The following is a 15,160-nucleotide window of genomic DNA, read 5'->3' on the forward strand; positions in this document are numbered from 1 at the left end:
CCCAGTCCCCAGTCCCCAGTCCCCAGTCCCCAGTCCCCAGTCCCCAATCCCATACATATCAAAAAAAGAGAGCTACTTGGGCAGCTCTCCAGATCATCAGGGTGCATCTACTTAGCACAGTATAGCATTTTTGCACTGAGGAGTAACACCCATTATTTAATAATTTGTATAAATATTCTTAAGAAATTTCACTGAGGACACTGTACTCAGCACTAATAGAAAAATTAATGGTACTTTAAATCACCTTAAAAACTCAGTAACTCGAAAATAATTGTATCATTTACATCACCGTGAATGTCTCGCTATCATCAACCAAGATATTTAATGATTTCGTTGACGTTACAGCTCTATGATTGCCCTAAAAACTTTCTAACCCTTGATACCAAAAAATCATCCCTTGATAAATAAAGAGAGTTACTCCAGTAACTCTCCAAAGCATTAGGGTGCATTTAATAACAACAGAATAGCTGTTTTAGTGCCTTATTTAACACAGTATTTTCTGTAGTTTTGGTAAAAATCTTGTAAAGATATCACTGAGAAAATACTGAACTTAGCTATTCAGTTTCTTTTCAACCAATTCGTTGGTTAACTTGGGATCAGCACGTTTGTTAGTCTTTTTCAGGACTTGACCAACAAAGAAGCCTTTCAGGTTAACATTGCCGTTGCGATATTTTTCTAATTCTTTGGGGTTAGCGGCGATGACTTCCTCCACGATGGGTTCTAGTACACTAGGATCTGTAATCAGTTCTTGACCTGCAAAGGCTTTTTCAGGAGATACACCTGTCAACAAGTCTGGTAATTTTTGTTTAGCTTGGGCATTACTAATTTTGCCGCTTTCAATCAGTTTAATCAGACTAGCTAAGTTAGCGGGAGTTAAACCAATTTCAGTGATGCTGAGTTTTTGTTTGTTGAGATAAGCAGCGATATCTTGAGTAATCCAATTAGCAGCCGTTTTAGGATTTGCATCGGCAGCAATTACCGCTTCAAAATATGCAGCTACAGAAACTTCCTCTGTCAATACTCGCGTATCATAAGCTGAAAGCCCTAGTTCACTTTCAAAACGCAGGCGTTTTTGGGCGGGTAGTTCTGGGAGTTGACTACGCCATTGATTGAGTTGTTCATCTGATACTTCAATCGGTGCTAAATCTGGTTCAGGAAAATAGCGATAATCGCTAGAACCTTCCTTAGTCCGCATACTAATAGTGCGTTGTGAACCTTCTTCCCAAAGGCGAGTTTCTTGGATAATCGGTTCTCCAGCTTCTACAGCCGCAATTTGACGTTCAATTTCGTACTCAATTGCCCGTTGAATGGCATTGAAGGAGTTCATATTTTTAATTTCTACCTTCGTACCAAATTCTTTTTGTCCTACGGGACGTACAGAAATATTCACGTCACAGCGTAGAGAACCTTCTTGCATATTGCCATCACTCACACCCAGATAGCGCATAATTCGCCGTAATTCTTGGGCATACTCGGCCGCTTCTTGTCCAGAACGGATATCTGGTTCAGAAACAATTTCCACCAATGGCACACCTGCACGGTTGTAGTCTACCAAAGAATAGGTAGAACCAGAGAGCCTTTCACTACCTGCGTGTACTAGTTTGCCTGCGTCTTCTTCCATGTGCAGCCGTGTTACCCCAATGCGTTTACGAGTTGGGTTTCCGTCTGCATCTACTAATTCGATTTCTAACCAACCATGTTCGGCAATGGGGAGGTCATATTGAGAAATTTGGTAATTTTTGGGTAAATCAGGGTAAAAGTACTGTTTACGGTCAAATTTGCTATATTTAGCAATTTCACAATTTAACGCTAGCCCTGCTTTAACCGCGTATTCTAGAACTTTTTGATTGAGTACAGGTAAAACCCCAGGCAAACCCATACACACTGGGTCAATATTAGTATTAGGATCAGCACCAAAGGCTGTAGAGCTACTAGAGAAAATTTTGGTATTTGTACTTAGCTGACAGTGGGTTTCTAGACCAATAATCGCTTCATACTCAGTTTTTACGCTCGTAGCGGCAGTCATAAGATTACAATTTCAACAAATTCACGTAGATTCCTATTTTAGCTCTCAGGGAGTAGGTATTGGGGAGTGGAGATAAAGTAAATAAAACCCCGGAAATTTTTCCAGGGTTGTCCTCGTGAACCACTATTTTATTTTGATCGATTTACTCCACTAACGATGAAAATACTCTAGACATAATTCTTTTATTTGGAGAAACAATCTCAGTATATGTAGGGGAGGCAAATTGCAGTGTGGATTTTCCTCCTGCAATATTGCCGTTGTGTTAGGCGTAAGGCGTAACGCACCAAAGGCTTTAGGGATTTCCAAATCAAAAAATATCCAAACTGTAGGGTGCGTCAGTGCGATAGCGAATTGCGTTAGCGGAAGCGGGGCGTTTAGCCCATTGCGAATTGCGAATTGTACTGACGCACCCTACCCAACCATTAATGTTCCTTTAGGTGAAGTGGCGTACTATCGCTGCTAAAATCCTATGAAAATTAAATATGAGTTCTATAGATGATTTTAACTATATAAATTTTGCTTCTTATATAAAAATAAACACAATGTTTCAATCATGATTAAATGCTGATTGCCGGACATATTTACTGATGTTATGTCTAAAAAATCAAGCTTTAGTACTTGCTTTATTCCAGATATTAGTAAAAAATGGAATCAGCCTCTAGTAAATTAGTAGGCCATCTTGGTAATAACCTAACCTTATCCAATGTCCAAAGTCCGCGCAAGCGGACTTTATTTCTATAAACAAATGTCTAAATTATTAATGTATGAGGGTTGATAAAATCAATAGTAAACGACAGAATAGAAAGGCTATCTGAGATAATTTTTAATTACAAAGATAGTAATTAGCCCTTGTAGTTAGTCCGCTTTGGCGGACTTTATTAATTTATAGGATTCCTACTTGATTTTTGCACAGATACGTAGGGGAGGCAAATTGCAGTGTGGATTTTCCTCCTGCAATATTGCCGTTGTGTTAGCAGCGAGAGTACAACACCTACCACCAAGGCCTTTGGTGCGTTACGGCTTACGCCTAACACACCCTACATATACTTAAATTTTTTGAGAAATCAACCGACAATTTTTTTGCATAATTTTAGTTGTTTCACACCAGTACCTATTTATCTAGATTGTAGTTAGAATAACTAAATGTAGAGTATTCTTGGAGATCAACCCGTGGAGACTTTAGGTAAAAAAAGATTAGAAAGTGTATTAGCAATTATTACCTACGCTATTGGTAGCGGTACGGCTTTAGTTGCACCTACTCCGGGGGGAGAAATTCCTAAACAGTTAATATTAACTGCTTCTGATATCCTGATGTATACTAGCATTTGGAAAATTTATTTTGAAGAAGATTTATCTAGTAAGGATCTAATAGAAATATTGGCAGAGTTGGGTTTAGTAACCTTGGGCGCGACGGGAACAGCTTACGTAGTTAGCAAAGCAAGTACAGCTATTTTAAAGGAAATTGCTAACTGGACAGGCCCATTAGGATGGGGTTTTACAGCTGCGATCGCAGGTTCTTTAAGTGGTGTATTCGGTGCTATTTGGGCAGTATATTGTGATCACACTTATTCTCAGAAAAAGCAAATTGTATAAGCTATAATGTCCTAAAAATGGCTAAGTAATACATCTAATTATTTTCCTGCATCTTTCTCACGATTTTAGTTACCAAACTTCTGGGTATAAATCTTACAATTTTTGCTAGTATATTATTTAATATACCAGGAACAACAATTGTTTTACCCTTCATTAAAGCGCGATAACCAATTTGTGCTACCGTTTCAGCATCCATCATATTTTTCTTTTTGATTAGCTCAGAATCTGCCATTCCTGTTCTTTCATGAAATGCTGATTGAGTTGTTCCTGGACACATAACTGTTACAGTTACACCTGTACCTTCTAATTCATTAGCGAGTGCTTCTGAAAAAGATAAAACATAGGCTTTAGTAGCAAAATAGACAGCCATTAAAGGCCCTGGTTGAAAAGCAGCCGATGAAGCAACATTTAATATTTTGCCATCACCATTTTTAACCATATTTTTCAAAAATAACTTGGTTAAATGAGTCAAACATACCAAATTTACCTGTAGCATTTCTAGTTCATCATTCAGGTTTGTTTCATTAAACAATCCGTAAGTGCCAAACCCTACATTATTGACTAGTACATCAACTGGAATACCCTCTTGTTGTAACTCTGTAAAAATTTCTTCAGGAGAGTTTGATTTCGATAAATCTTTACTAATAATTTTGACAGAAATATCGAATTGTTCTTGAAAATTATCAGTAATTTCTGTAAGTTTTAGATGGTTTCTGTCTACTAGTACAAGATTGTATTTATCGTGAGCGAAAATACGTGCTAGTTCGTAACCAATCCCACTTGCTGCACCAGTAATCAGAGCAGTTTTTTGGGAGAACTGATCTTGTATGTTACTCATATAAATTTTATTGGAAGTAATGGTAATAGTTTTTCTGACTTGAGAAAGGGGTATAAGGGTGTAAGGGAAAGACTTTTTCTTGTGTTCTGATGTACGCAGTTAATGCCAACTACTGAGTTTTTAGGTGATTCTTAATTTAAATATATATTTAACGTGAGTTCGATCACCTCTCCCCAAACTTCCCATTTTTGGAGAGGTGTGTTTACAATTCGTCGAACTCACGTATATTTAAAACTTGATAGCTCTTAAATTAAGATCAAACCCTCAATAAGTATATTTAAACTATTGCCATAATTCTGTATTAAGTCATGCAGATTGGAGAATTTATCAATCTAAAACCAAAATAATTAATTAACTACAACAATTCTGTAATAGAAAACTGTCGTTGGCGATCTAATTCTTGCAGCTTCAGCTTTTCGGCATAAAAAGCTTGATAATAAAACTGCCATTTTTCTGGTTCAGCATCAGGATCAGTTGCTTCCCACAGTTCTAAAAAGTGACGATAACGCTTTTCTCTTAGCACTCTTTCCATACAAGCGATCGCAGCTTGCACAACTTGAGGAGTACGCATGATCTCTTTTTTGCTTTTCTCATTCAAATGAAACAAATGAGAAATAATTGTTATATCTTCAGATAATTCTAAATATCTATCTTGCAAACTAGAGACTAAATCTACCTCTACCCCTACTAAATCTAAAATTTCTCGCCACAAAAAACGATGATGAGAAAGGCTAAATTCTAACTCTCGCTCTTCTAAAGCTGTAATAATAGTTTGACGCTGTTCAACACAATGTAAATAAATCCGCAGTAGTAAAGCTTCGGCTTGTTCTAGCAGACTGCGTTCTGTTGAGATTGGAGATTGGGGATTAGAGACTGGGGAAACTTTATTGGTTTTCTTGGGTAAAGGTTGAGAATATGTAGATGTAGAAGGAGAAATTTGAGTTAATAAATTCTCAACTCTCAGTTGTATCAGTTGTGTATCACCTAAGCTGAGTATTTCTGCACAGTGAGAAACATAATAATTACGAGTGTCACTGTTAACTATATTTTTGAGTAATTTAACTATTTGTTGTGTAACTTGTTGAAAATCTGTAGCTTGTTTTAAGTTACGTTCCTTAAGAATTTGTTGAATTTGCCAATCTATCCATAAAGGAGCATTTACTAATAACTGTTGATAGTCTTCATGGCTATGGGAACGTAAATATTCATCAGCATCCTTACCATCGGGAATATTCAAAATTTTGAGTTGCACTTCACCCTTGTAAGCTAAATCAGCGATTTCACCAATGGCGCGTTCCGCCGCATTTGTTCCCGCTTTATCAGCATCAAAATTGAGTATTAATTGTTTAGAGTCACTGTAGCGTAACATTAATCTGACTTGTTCCAAACTCAAAGCTGTACCCAGAGAAGCGACAGCATTATTAATACCCGCAGCGTGAAGGGCGATCGCATCAAAATATCCCTCCACCACCACCGCTTGATCAAGTTGGGCAATCCCGGCTTTGGCTTGATCTAAAGCAAATAAAGTTCTCCCTTTATTAAATAATTCTGTTTCTGGGGAATTTAAATACTTTGGCTGCTCATCAGTAAGAGTTCTACCACCAAAGGCAATCACTCGCCCTTGCACATCCCGAATCGGAATCATCAGGCGATCGCGGAATACATCATAATACCCGCCGCCTTCCTTGCGCGGTTTAATCAAACCCGCCTTTTCCACCAACTGCACCGGGTAGTGCTTATCTTCTACCAAATAGCGGTGGAGAGTTTCCCAACCGGGAGGCGCGTAACCCAAACCAAACTGCTGAATTGTCGCTTCATTAAACAAGCGATCGCTACGTAAATATTTTAATGCCGATTGTCCCTGAGATTGACGTAGGGCGTGTTGATAAAACTGTGCAGATGAAGCCAAAACCTCATACAACTGTTCCCGCAAAGATATCTGACGCTGTAATTGTTGGCGTTGTTCTGGTTCTAACGTTTTCACAGGCACTTGGTAACGCCGTGCTAAATCTAACACCACCTCCGCAAAAGACTGCTTACCCAAATCCATCAAAAACTTAATTGCATTACCCCCAGCCTGACAACCAAAGCAATAATACATTTGCTTATGTTGGCTGACAGTAAAACTAGGACTTTTCTCATCGTGGAAAGGACACAAACCCACAAAATCTTTACCACGCTTCCGCAAAACCACATATTCTGATACAACATCGACAATATCAGCACGGTGTTTAACTTCATCAATTGTGTCTGGGTGTAAGCGCGGAATTTGCATACTAGTTAATGGTTAATGGGCATATCAATTCAAAATTCAAAATTCAAAATTAAAGAATTTTGGGCATGGGGCATTGGGCATGGGGCATATCAATTCAAAATTCAAAATACCCTGCGGGTACTCCTTTGCTACGCAACGCTACCGCGAACGGAGAACTCGGAGAGTAGCAAGCTACAAAATTCAAAATTGAATAGTTTTACTCCCCCTGCTCCCTGCTCCCTGCTCCCTGCTACCCTGCTCCCTTGTCTCCCTTGTCTCCCTTGTCTCCCTTGTCTCCCTTGTCTCCCTTGTCTCCCCCTGCTCCCTGCCCCCCTGCCCCTACACCCCCACACCCCTGCCTTCTATAATTCACCCATGATGGATATTATATTGTTGTTGATAAATCAAAGAATTGCTTACACTTAATTTTATTAAGAGGAATTACGGTAAATGGGGCGTATTTTTATTTCAGCAGCCCACGGAGGCCGAGAAGCGGGAGGTATAGATCCAGGTTCGATCGCTGGTGGGACGACGGAAGCTAGAGAAATGATTTTGCTGCGCGATTTGATTGTAACAGAACTGCGATCGCGGAATTTTGAAGTGTTAGCTGTGCCTGATGATCTCAGTGCAGCAGGTACTATTGGTTGGATTAATTCTCGTGCGCGGCGCGGTGATGTGGCTTTAGAAATTCATGCTGATGCTGCCAATAGTCCGGTTGTCCGGGGGGCGAGTGTGTTTTACATTTCTAATAACAATGAACGCCGGAGTAATGGCGAATTGCTGTTAGTTGGACTGTTGCGCCGTGTTCCCCAACTGCCCAATCGAGGTGTCAAGCCAGATACCGAGAGTGGTTTGGGAAATTTAGCCTTTTGTCGGCAAATTGCGATCGCATCTTTATTAATGCAGGTAGGTTTTATCAGCAGTCCAGAGGATCGGGCTTTGCTCCAAAATCGCCGCCGAGATTTCGCTTTAGGCATTGCCGATGGGCTAGCATCCTGGAGTCGGGTGATTGACCCCACCCCCGGCACTTCTACAGATCCCGTTTATCCACCCATCAACATTAACATTAACGGACAAATTTACGCAGAGCAAGGCATTTTAGTTAATGGTAATGCTTATATCCCCATTGATTTAGTAGATCGGCTGCGAATTGACTTATCAAAATCACCTAATGTCAATCGCATTACCTATCGCAAAGTGGTATATGTCAAAGCTATAGAATTGCGGGATTTTAATGTTGCTGTTGGTTGGGAAGCAAGCACTCGTACTGTTACTTTGCGCTCAAATTTGGTCATTTGCCCTGGTCAATTTGACAGAATTATGGCCAATGGCAACACTTCCGAAATCGAAATGCAACTGTTTTTAAGAAACAATAATGAAAATGCCCTCAACAAGTTCCCTGATATCCCAAAACTTTATCGGGAAGAAGGAGCTTTAGAAGGAGTGAATTATGATATTGCCTTCTGTCAAATGTGCCTAGAAACCGGCTTTTTGCGCTTTGGTGGAGACTTAAGACCTGAGCAAAATAACTTTGCGGGTTTAGGATCTATTGGTGGTGGTGCGGAAGCCGCCTCTTTTCCGAGCGCGAGAATCGGAGTCAGGGCGCACATTCAACACCTCAAAGCCTACGCCAGTCTAGAACCTCTAGTTAATGAAGTAGTCGATCCTCGGTTTCGTTTTGTTACCCGTGGCGTAGCCCCACTCATTGAACAACTCTCAGGACGCTGGTCAGCAGATTTAGAGTACGGTACAAAAATTACCGCCATGCTCAAACGTCTGTATGATTCAGCCGGTTTTCTCAATGTTAATAGAGTTTAGAGATTACGAACTATCCAGGATTTAGGCAAGTGTCACAATCCATAGTTGGTGCGTGACTTAACAATTCAAAATTCAAAATTCAAAAATAATAAACCGCTAAATTTTGAATTTAGCGGCAGACTCAAACTCTCTTAATTACGTTAGCGGAGCGGGAGCATCGTTACGTAGCTTGCTTCCGCGTAGCGGAATTACGAATTACGAATTACGAATTACGAATTATTAAAGCGTATCGATAAACTGCCTCACCTTGTCTAGCAACTTGGGATCTGCAATTTGGTGTGCTAATTCCTGGGCGTTTCGGTAACAAATTCGTGCTAAACTTTTGCGTTTTGTTTTAGCATAAAGACTGCCCATATTTAGCAAACTCGCAATTTCACCCAGAGAATCACCCTGTTGTTGATAAATTTCTACCGCTTGTCTGTAGAATTTTAGGGCTTTACGGTGAATATCTAGGTGGTTGTAGATATAACCGATATTATTTAGGGTGTTAGCCTCGCCGATGCGATCGCCTATAGCACGACGTGATAATAATACTTGATGATAAAGTAATAAGGCTTGTTTGGGTTGTCCTATATCTATATATATAGAGGCAATATTGTTGAGGGTAATCGCTTCACCAACAACGTTTTTTGTCGCCTTTTGAATTGGTAATGCTGCTTGCAGAAATTCTAGAGCTTTTTCATGATCACCTAAAATACTGTAGGCAAATCCAATTCCATTCAGGGTTGTCGCTTCCCCAGAAAAGTCTCCCACTAATCGACGTATTGCTAAAATTTGGTTTTGTAGCAATAAAGCCCGTTTCGGTTGACCCAATCTGATATATATAAGTGCGACATCATTCAGAGTAGAAACTTCTCCTGGGGTGTCTTGTAGTTCCCGAAAAATTTGCGCGCTTTTCTCCAAATACTCCAAAGCTTGAGAAAGCTGTCCCATGCGGCTATAGGTAGAACCTACATTGCTCAGTGCTGTTGCTTGCGCTTGTAAGTTACCAAGCTCCACCGCAACGACTAAAGCCTGATTAAAAAAATCTAGTGCTTGTTGCAACTGACAACAACCTAGATAAGCTAAACCAATATCATTTAATGTATGTCCTTCTCTGGCTCGATCGCAAATAGCTCTAGCTAACTGTAAATTTTCTTGAACTAAATCGAGATATTCTTGAAATTTTCCCTGTTTATAGTAGGTATTCGCTGTATCACGGCGTTGTTCCCAATCTTTGGCTTGATTGCAATATTGTGTCATTTGACCTCAGTTGCACTGCAAATAAATTGGCGGGTTATATTCAGTAATCAGTCATCAGTTATCAACCCAAGAGATCCTGATCACTGATAACCGTTCACTGTTCACTGAAAATAAAACTTGCTTAAGTTAAGTTTCGGTTAAACTTTATTTTCTACCTTTAGGTACAAGACGTAAAGGAACAGATGTGGTAAATATAACCCGCTTTTAGCAGTATGAGTTAAGCTGACTTAAAAAATCGAATGATTTCGCGGACATGATCCAAAAATTGTCCATCTGTGGAAAGTTGCGCGATCGCATTCCGTGCTTCTCTGGCTAATCGTTCATGTTCAGTTTGATTGACAGCACGAAATTCTTCTAAATTAGCGGATATTTTCGCTATGTCTTTACGGGTTTCATCAGCAAATCGTTGTTGGGTTGTTGGTAAAGAATAAGGTTGTTCTGGGTTGAGTTGATCTTCTACAGCTTGGATTTTTTGCTCTAATTCATAGAAGCGTTGACGCAGTTCTACAATATCTTCACGGGGATATTTCCATTCTTGGCTAATCATTGTTAGCCTCGCGTATACATATTCATAAGCGCGGATAGCTGGACGCAAGATAGTTAATAACAAAGCTGCACCAGAACTGATATAACCTACAGCACTAATACCCGTGGCGGCAAGGGTATAAAGGCCAATAGCTGAAACTAAGTGTAAAGCTAAGGCAACCCAGAGCGATCGCTTGGCGAGAATCCTGACATACTTAAGTTGTCTTTCGTCTACAGGTATTGCTTTTTCAATTGACTGTGCGGCTTCTGCTAAAACTTGCTTGGCTTGAAAATGAATATTCCAGGGGACGGTGACAATCACTAACAACCACCAAAAACTTGCACCCCCAATCACCCAATCAAGAAAGTTTCCGGCTGGGACATTAAACCATTGCAGTACACCAAAAGCTAGCAGCACTACAACCACAATACCGACAATCGAACTAATAAAAAAATTGAAATACATATATATAGCCCTGTTTTGGGTGAAGCTATCACCTCAATCATCACTAGGCTATGGCATTTCTACGGAAAAGTTTGTGATGCTTTTTCTAGCTGCATAATAACTTTAGGGTATCAGATAACTCCGCCAAACTGTTTGAGCATCTGCACTACCCTTACTAGGTAACAGCAATCGCCAAGTTTTACCTTCTTGTTGAATCTGTAAGTAAACTTCAAATGGTTGTTGCAGTTTTTTCAACTGTCTCTTAGGTAGCTGAAAAATTAAGTCGTAGTTTCCCCGCACTCGAAAAGCCGGTAAATTTTCAATCGTCAACGGTTGTTCCTGGCGAATTTTCAGGTGTTTAATTTCAAACCCTTGAAACTTGATATCTAACTGCTGATTCAGTTGCTCTTGGGTTTGTTCTAGCTGGAGTGCGATCGCTTTCTGCACTAACTCACTAGTTGGTAACAATCCTATATTGCCACAACCTACCAATAGCACCAGCAAAACTACTGTTACAACAAACCGCACCATGTTACTTTTTATCTAGCTTCAGAGCTAGTATAGCCGTATAACAGTAAAACTCCCTAATTGATTTACGCAACTAGCATATAGGAATCCGACTTGATTATTGAAATTATTTGCGTAGGTAGGGAACAGGGTTGAGGGAACAGGGAACGGGAAAAAAAAGTAACAGAGGTGTACTTAGTTTTGTTCAGAAATCAAATATGATTCCTATATTTTTTATGTAGTCACCCGCCAACCATCAATTGTGACACTTGCCTAAGTACTAATATTATCTGCCAAACGTGCATTTTAACGATAAATCTATAACTCAAGTCAGATATTTACTCTTGAGAATAACAGTATTTTTATAGAGTTTCACTATTCACTCTCACAGAGCGATCGCCACTTGCACGAAACTCATATTTTTTAATAATTATTTGTATCTTAACTAGTTTCGGAACAAAATTTAATGTTGAAACTATTTCCTAGAGTCAAAAATAAAATATTCAGAAAAATCATCAATTTACCATTAATTAAATATTATGCTGATCTAGCTTATGAAAGAAGTTTAAAAGAACATCTACTTTATTTACCGACTCTGTCAAATCATGATTTAAATATAGTCAAAACCATCAAAAACCAAGGCATAGCAATTACCTCTTTGCAGGAATTATGTATGCCATCTCATCAGAAACTTATAGAAGCGACACAAAAAATATTACCAGAACTTAAATCACGTCCTGCCGTTGATAAAAATAGATTTGTGATTCATGCTAATACCCAACAAATGATGGCATATCCAGAAATCTTCTTGTGGGGGCTAGAACAAAGATTATTAAATATAATTGAAAATTATCTCGGTTTACCAGTAGCCTATCATGGTGCGTATTTTCGTAGAGATATTCCTAATCAATTAGAAACAGGATCAAGACTTTGGCACATAGATAAAGAAGACCGACAAGTTATAAAAATAATACTCTATGTCAATGATGTTGATGAAGACACAGGGCCATTTCAATACCTTGATCCGTCTTTAACTTCCGCAGTGGCTAAAGCTTTACATTACAACTCAGGTTATCTTACCGACAAAACCATGCGGAAGGTGATATCACCTCAACAATATCAATCATGTATAGGGGCGGCTGGTACACTAATTTTTGCCGCTACTGGCAGCATTTTCCATCGAGGTAAAATCCCAATCAAGTCAGACAGATTTACCATTTTCTTTGATTACACTTCTTATAGAAAAAAATATTTATACTATAATACTTCTCCTTTAACTAATGATTTTTTAGTCAAATACTATCATCATCTTTCAGAACAGCAGAAAAAATATATTTATTGGCATTAAGGGAATTGGGAATTGGGCATTGGGAATTGGGCATTGGGCATTGGGCATTGGCGTAAATATTTCTCCCTTGTCTCCCTTGTCTACCTTGTCCCCCTTGTCTCCCTTGTCTCCCTTGTCCCCCTTGTCTTCCCCTGCTCCCTGCCCCCTGCCCCCTGCCCCCTGCCCTCGCCTACTCACTCATCACAGAGGCACAACCCTGGGCAGCCTGCCAGAGTTTGTGTATAAATAGTTCTGTGCGTGCAGCGAAGTTGTCGCCGTTAGGCGAATCGCTAATTACGGTGACAAACACACCGTCTGCATCCTCAGAACCATCTGATAGCCAATAACCTCTGAGAGTAATTTCTACATACTCAGCATCACTAGTTGATACATCAATAATTTGACTGTCAGCAAATCTGGCTTCAGCCTTGAGTGCTTCAATTCCTGGTAAATCCCCAGGTAGCAAAAAGGAAGCAGTGCTGGGTTCAATAGATAAACTTTGACCAACCCGTAGTGCTAAAATTACCCGTGTTTGTACCCATTCCTCTAGAGATAAAGCCAGATATTCCAAATAAAAACTGCTTTCGGTGTAAGTTAATTTCAGCATTTGTGATGCTCTCCTGCTATTCCAGGTTGGCTTGCATATCTATCCAAAATTTGCTGGCACTTTCTCGCCAAGTTTCACTGAATGCAAAGGCTACGGCCGGATGAACTGGTGGTTTGGGTTTGCTACGCAATTGCATACCCACCTCAGCTAGTGTGCGATCGCCTTTTTGAGAGTTACATCTTTCACACGCTGTCACCACATTATCCCAAGTGTGAGAACCACCCCTAGACCGAGGAATTACATGATCTAGTGTTAAACGCTTATTGCTACCGCAATATTGACAACTGTGATGATCTCTACGCAAAACATCCCGCCGATTTACCGGAGGAATTTTCCATGTCCGTTCAATTGCAGCAATTTTGAGACGAATATATTTTGGTACATCAACTATCAAGCTGGGTGAGTGAACTCGCCACCCACCATCTGTAGAACCAAGCAAAGGTTCGGCTTTGTTAGTAATTAACAGTACAATAGCCCGCTTAATATTAACCCGGCACAGTGGTAAGTAATTTTGCGAAAAAACCACCACAGATTGCTCTAATACTGGCATTGCGGTTGCCACAGTTTCACTCCTTAATAAAAAACCCCCGCTTCTGATTTAAGTGAAGCGGGGGTAAAAAATTGACCATCATTTTGTTCGGTCTTACCTGGGTACAGCATTTCTCTATCTGTACCTCCCGCTTCTGACACTGAGTTGTGGTTTGGCATTCAGCGCACCAATGCTGAAATATCTAAAATCATAATTTTCCTCTGTGATTTGCTCATGCTTGTGGCTACCATCACCCATAAATAAATACTCCACTCCCACAGCACCTAATTCCCAACTAGATCGATAGTTGGTGGCGTGGGAGAAAGTAGAGATGGGGTAAATGGGTTTCACAGAAAATTTCACCTATTGAACATTCCTTTAAACATACTACACTTGTATTACTATCCTGTCCATACTTTAAAGGAGAAAAGGAGAAAAAGTTATGCACACAATTACTCGCACCCCAACCACCGATATGGAAGTAACTAGCATTCGCTTAGAAAGAGAACTGAAGGAGAAACTTAAAGAAATTGCTGGCAATCAGGGTTATCAAGCCCTCATCCGCGATATTCTCTGGAATTATGTACAGCAAAAATCTGGTGAGTGGAAGCCGCGATTTTCACGAGCGGATATTCGGGCTAGTATAGCCGCCACAGCTCAACAAGAAGAACGTTGTGTACTCACAGGTCAATTGATTCAACCCCAACAGCCGATGTTGTTAGGACTAACCAAAAATGGCGATATGGTTCCTCTCGCTGTCGAGAGTCTAGTCGGTTAATTTCGTATGCAGGTGAAAACAGCTTAGTTACTGATCAATATGTAACTAAGCTGTTTTCATCAACTTATAAAACAATTTCTATGTTTTTTACTTGACAAATAAGTATTTTTGCTTTAGTAAATTTAAACACTATACTAATTCACTTTAACTTTTGTATACCTGAGTGGAGGACAAGGACGGATTTGGGATTGTTTTTGGTACAAGCCTCGCCTAAGCCTGGGCAGAATAAATCCAAAATCCAAAATCTAAAATTCGTTGCCTCAGTCGTTTGGGCTGGTTGAAGGAGTGTGTAAAGCTTTATTTCAGCAATCTTAACTAGGGATTTCTATTGCCACAGTAGTAATGCGGTGATCAGATATGAAGTTCTGCTAGGAAATCTAGAGAAATCACGGTTTATGTATAGTTATCAACAAGGTATGGTAAGGCAAAAGTTATTAACTAATACTAGACCATCCCCTTAAACATAAGTTAAATTAAGTATTCTCGAAAGTTTTGGGTATTTTTATGGTGATGTATAAATTATCTTAATATACTGATAATTTGGTCATCTGCAAAATAAAGGGGCTATAACAGAATGATAGAAAATCTTGAAGCAAGATTTGCCATCCATCCGGTATAGCCAGATAACTAACGGTGAAGAATATGCCAAAAAGTTGGGTGCAAGAACAATG

At 39.6% G+C, this 15,160-nt stretch carries 15 protein-coding genes; 4 read left to right on the plus strand and 11 right to left on the minus strand.

Going from position 1 to position 15,160, the window contains the following annotated elements; all coding sequences use genetic code 11:
* Positions 1 to 550: 550 nt before the first annotated feature.
* Positions 551 to 2,026, minus strand: coding sequence for an Asp-tRNA(Asn)/Glu-tRNA(Gln) amidotransferase subunit GatB (gatB, locus tag ACPZ3T_RS01240; protein ID WP_490273180.1), 1,476 nt, complete (start codon positions 2,024 to 2,026; stop codon positions 551 to 553).
* Between the two features lie 1,170 nt (positions 2,027 to 3,196).
* On the opposite strand from gatB, the gene ACPZ3T_RS01245 reads away from it, so the two are divergent.
* Complete coding sequence (locus tag ACPZ3T_RS01245; protein WP_490273181.1) at positions 3,197 to 3,619, plus strand: hypothetical protein; 423 nt, start codon at positions 3,197 to 3,199, stop codon at positions 3,617 to 3,619.
* 34 nt (positions 3,620 to 3,653) lie between these two features.
* Here the strand turns inward: ACPZ3T_RS01245 and ACPZ3T_RS01250 are convergent, their stop codons facing one another.
* The 3 genes from ACPZ3T_RS01250 to ACPZ3T_RS01260 form a co-directional block, all read right to left on the minus strand.
* Positions 3,654 to 4,457, minus strand: a complete 804-nt coding sequence (locus tag ACPZ3T_RS01250) for an SDR family NAD(P)-dependent oxidoreductase (protein ID WP_490273182.1) — start codon at positions 4,455 to 4,457, stop codon at positions 3,654 to 3,656.
* Positions 4,458 to 4,812: 355 nt separating this feature from the next.
* Entirely contained in the window at positions 4,813 to 6,732 is a 1,920-nt protein-coding gene (gene dnaG / locus ACPZ3T_RS01255; RefSeq protein WP_490273183.1) for a DNA primase, read from the minus strand.
* 128 nt (positions 6,733 to 6,860) lie between these two features.
* The gene (locus tag ACPZ3T_RS01260) at positions 6,861 to 7,064 is read right to left on the minus strand and encodes a hypothetical protein (RefSeq protein WP_490273184.1); all 204 of its coding nucleotides are present in this window, start codon (positions 7,062 to 7,064) and stop codon (positions 6,861 to 6,863) included.
* Between the two features lie 97 nt (positions 7,065 to 7,161).
* Here ACPZ3T_RS01260 and tftA point away from each other — a divergent pair, with 97 nt between their 5' ends.
* A complete protein-coding gene (tftA, locus tag ACPZ3T_RS01265; RefSeq protein ID WP_490273185.1) occupies positions 7,162 to 8,529 on the plus strand; it encodes a hormogonium tapered terminus morphoprotein TftA in 1,368 nt (455 codons plus the stop codon).
* 219 nt (positions 8,530 to 8,748) lie between these two features.
* On the opposite strand, the gene ACPZ3T_RS01270 is transcribed toward tftA, so the two are convergent.
* The 3 genes from ACPZ3T_RS01270 to ACPZ3T_RS01280 all read right to left on the minus strand — a co-directional run bounded on the left by ACPZ3T_RS01270 (position 8,749) and on the right by ACPZ3T_RS01280 (position 11,272).
* Positions 8,749 to 9,771, minus strand: coding sequence for a tetratricopeptide repeat protein (locus ACPZ3T_RS01270; protein ID WP_490273186.1), 1,023 nt, complete (start codon positions 9,769 to 9,771; stop codon positions 8,749 to 8,751).
* Positions 9,772 to 9,988: 217 nt separating this feature from the next.
* Positions 9,989 to 10,762: a hypothetical protein gene (locus tag ACPZ3T_RS01275; RefSeq protein WP_490273187.1), complete on the minus strand. Its 774-nt coding sequence runs from the start codon at positions 10,760 to 10,762 to the stop codon at positions 9,989 to 9,991.
* Between the two features lie 102 nt (positions 10,763 to 10,864).
* Positions 10,865 to 11,272, minus strand: a complete 408-nt coding sequence (locus ACPZ3T_RS01280; RefSeq protein WP_490273188.1) for a hypothetical protein — start codon at positions 11,270 to 11,272, stop codon at positions 10,865 to 10,867.
* 442 nt (positions 11,273 to 11,714) lie between these two features.
* On the opposite strand from ACPZ3T_RS01280, the gene ACPZ3T_RS01285 reads away from it, so the two are divergent.
* Positions 11,715 to 12,596, plus strand: coding sequence for a 2OG-Fe(II) oxygenase (locus tag ACPZ3T_RS01285; RefSeq protein WP_490273189.1), 882 nt, complete (start codon positions 11,715 to 11,717; stop codon positions 12,594 to 12,596).
* On the opposite strand, the gene ACPZ3T_RS01290 is transcribed toward ACPZ3T_RS01285, so the two are convergent.
* The 4 genes from ACPZ3T_RS01290 to ACPZ3T_RS01305 all read right to left on the minus strand — a co-directional run bounded on the left by ACPZ3T_RS01290 (position 12,561) and on the right by ACPZ3T_RS01305 (position 14,074).
* Positions 12,561 to 12,773, minus strand: coding sequence for a hypothetical protein (locus tag ACPZ3T_RS01290; protein WP_490273190.1), 213 nt, complete (start codon positions 12,771 to 12,773; stop codon positions 12,561 to 12,563). The genes ACPZ3T_RS01285 and ACPZ3T_RS01290 overlap by 36 nt on opposite strands.
* Positions 12,766 to 13,182, minus strand: a complete 417-nt coding sequence (locus ACPZ3T_RS01295) for an alr0857 family protein (protein WP_490273191.1) — start codon at positions 13,180 to 13,182, stop codon at positions 12,766 to 12,768. Before ACPZ3T_RS01295 ends, ACPZ3T_RS01290 begins: the two co-directional genes overlap by 8 nt.
* A gap of 16 nt (positions 13,183 to 13,198) precedes the next feature.
* Positions 13,199 to 13,744, minus strand: coding sequence for an HNH endonuclease (locus ACPZ3T_RS01300; protein WP_490273192.1), 546 nt, complete (start codon positions 13,742 to 13,744; stop codon positions 13,199 to 13,201).
* Between the two features lie 102 nt (positions 13,745 to 13,846).
* Entirely contained in the window at positions 13,847 to 14,074 is a 228-nt protein-coding gene (locus ACPZ3T_RS01305) for a hypothetical protein (protein ID WP_490273193.1), read from the minus strand.
* Between the two features lie 79 nt (positions 14,075 to 14,153).
* Between ACPZ3T_RS01305 and ACPZ3T_RS01310 the strand changes: the two genes are divergently transcribed.
* On the plus strand, positions 14,154 to 14,489 hold the full coding sequence (locus ACPZ3T_RS01310; protein ID WP_490273194.1) for a ribbon-helix-helix domain-containing protein: 336 nt from the start codon (positions 14,154 to 14,156) through the stop codon (positions 14,487 to 14,489).
* Positions 14,490 to 15,160: the final 671 nt, after the last annotated feature.

This window comes from Aliinostoc maniaoense, assembly GCF_058172895.1.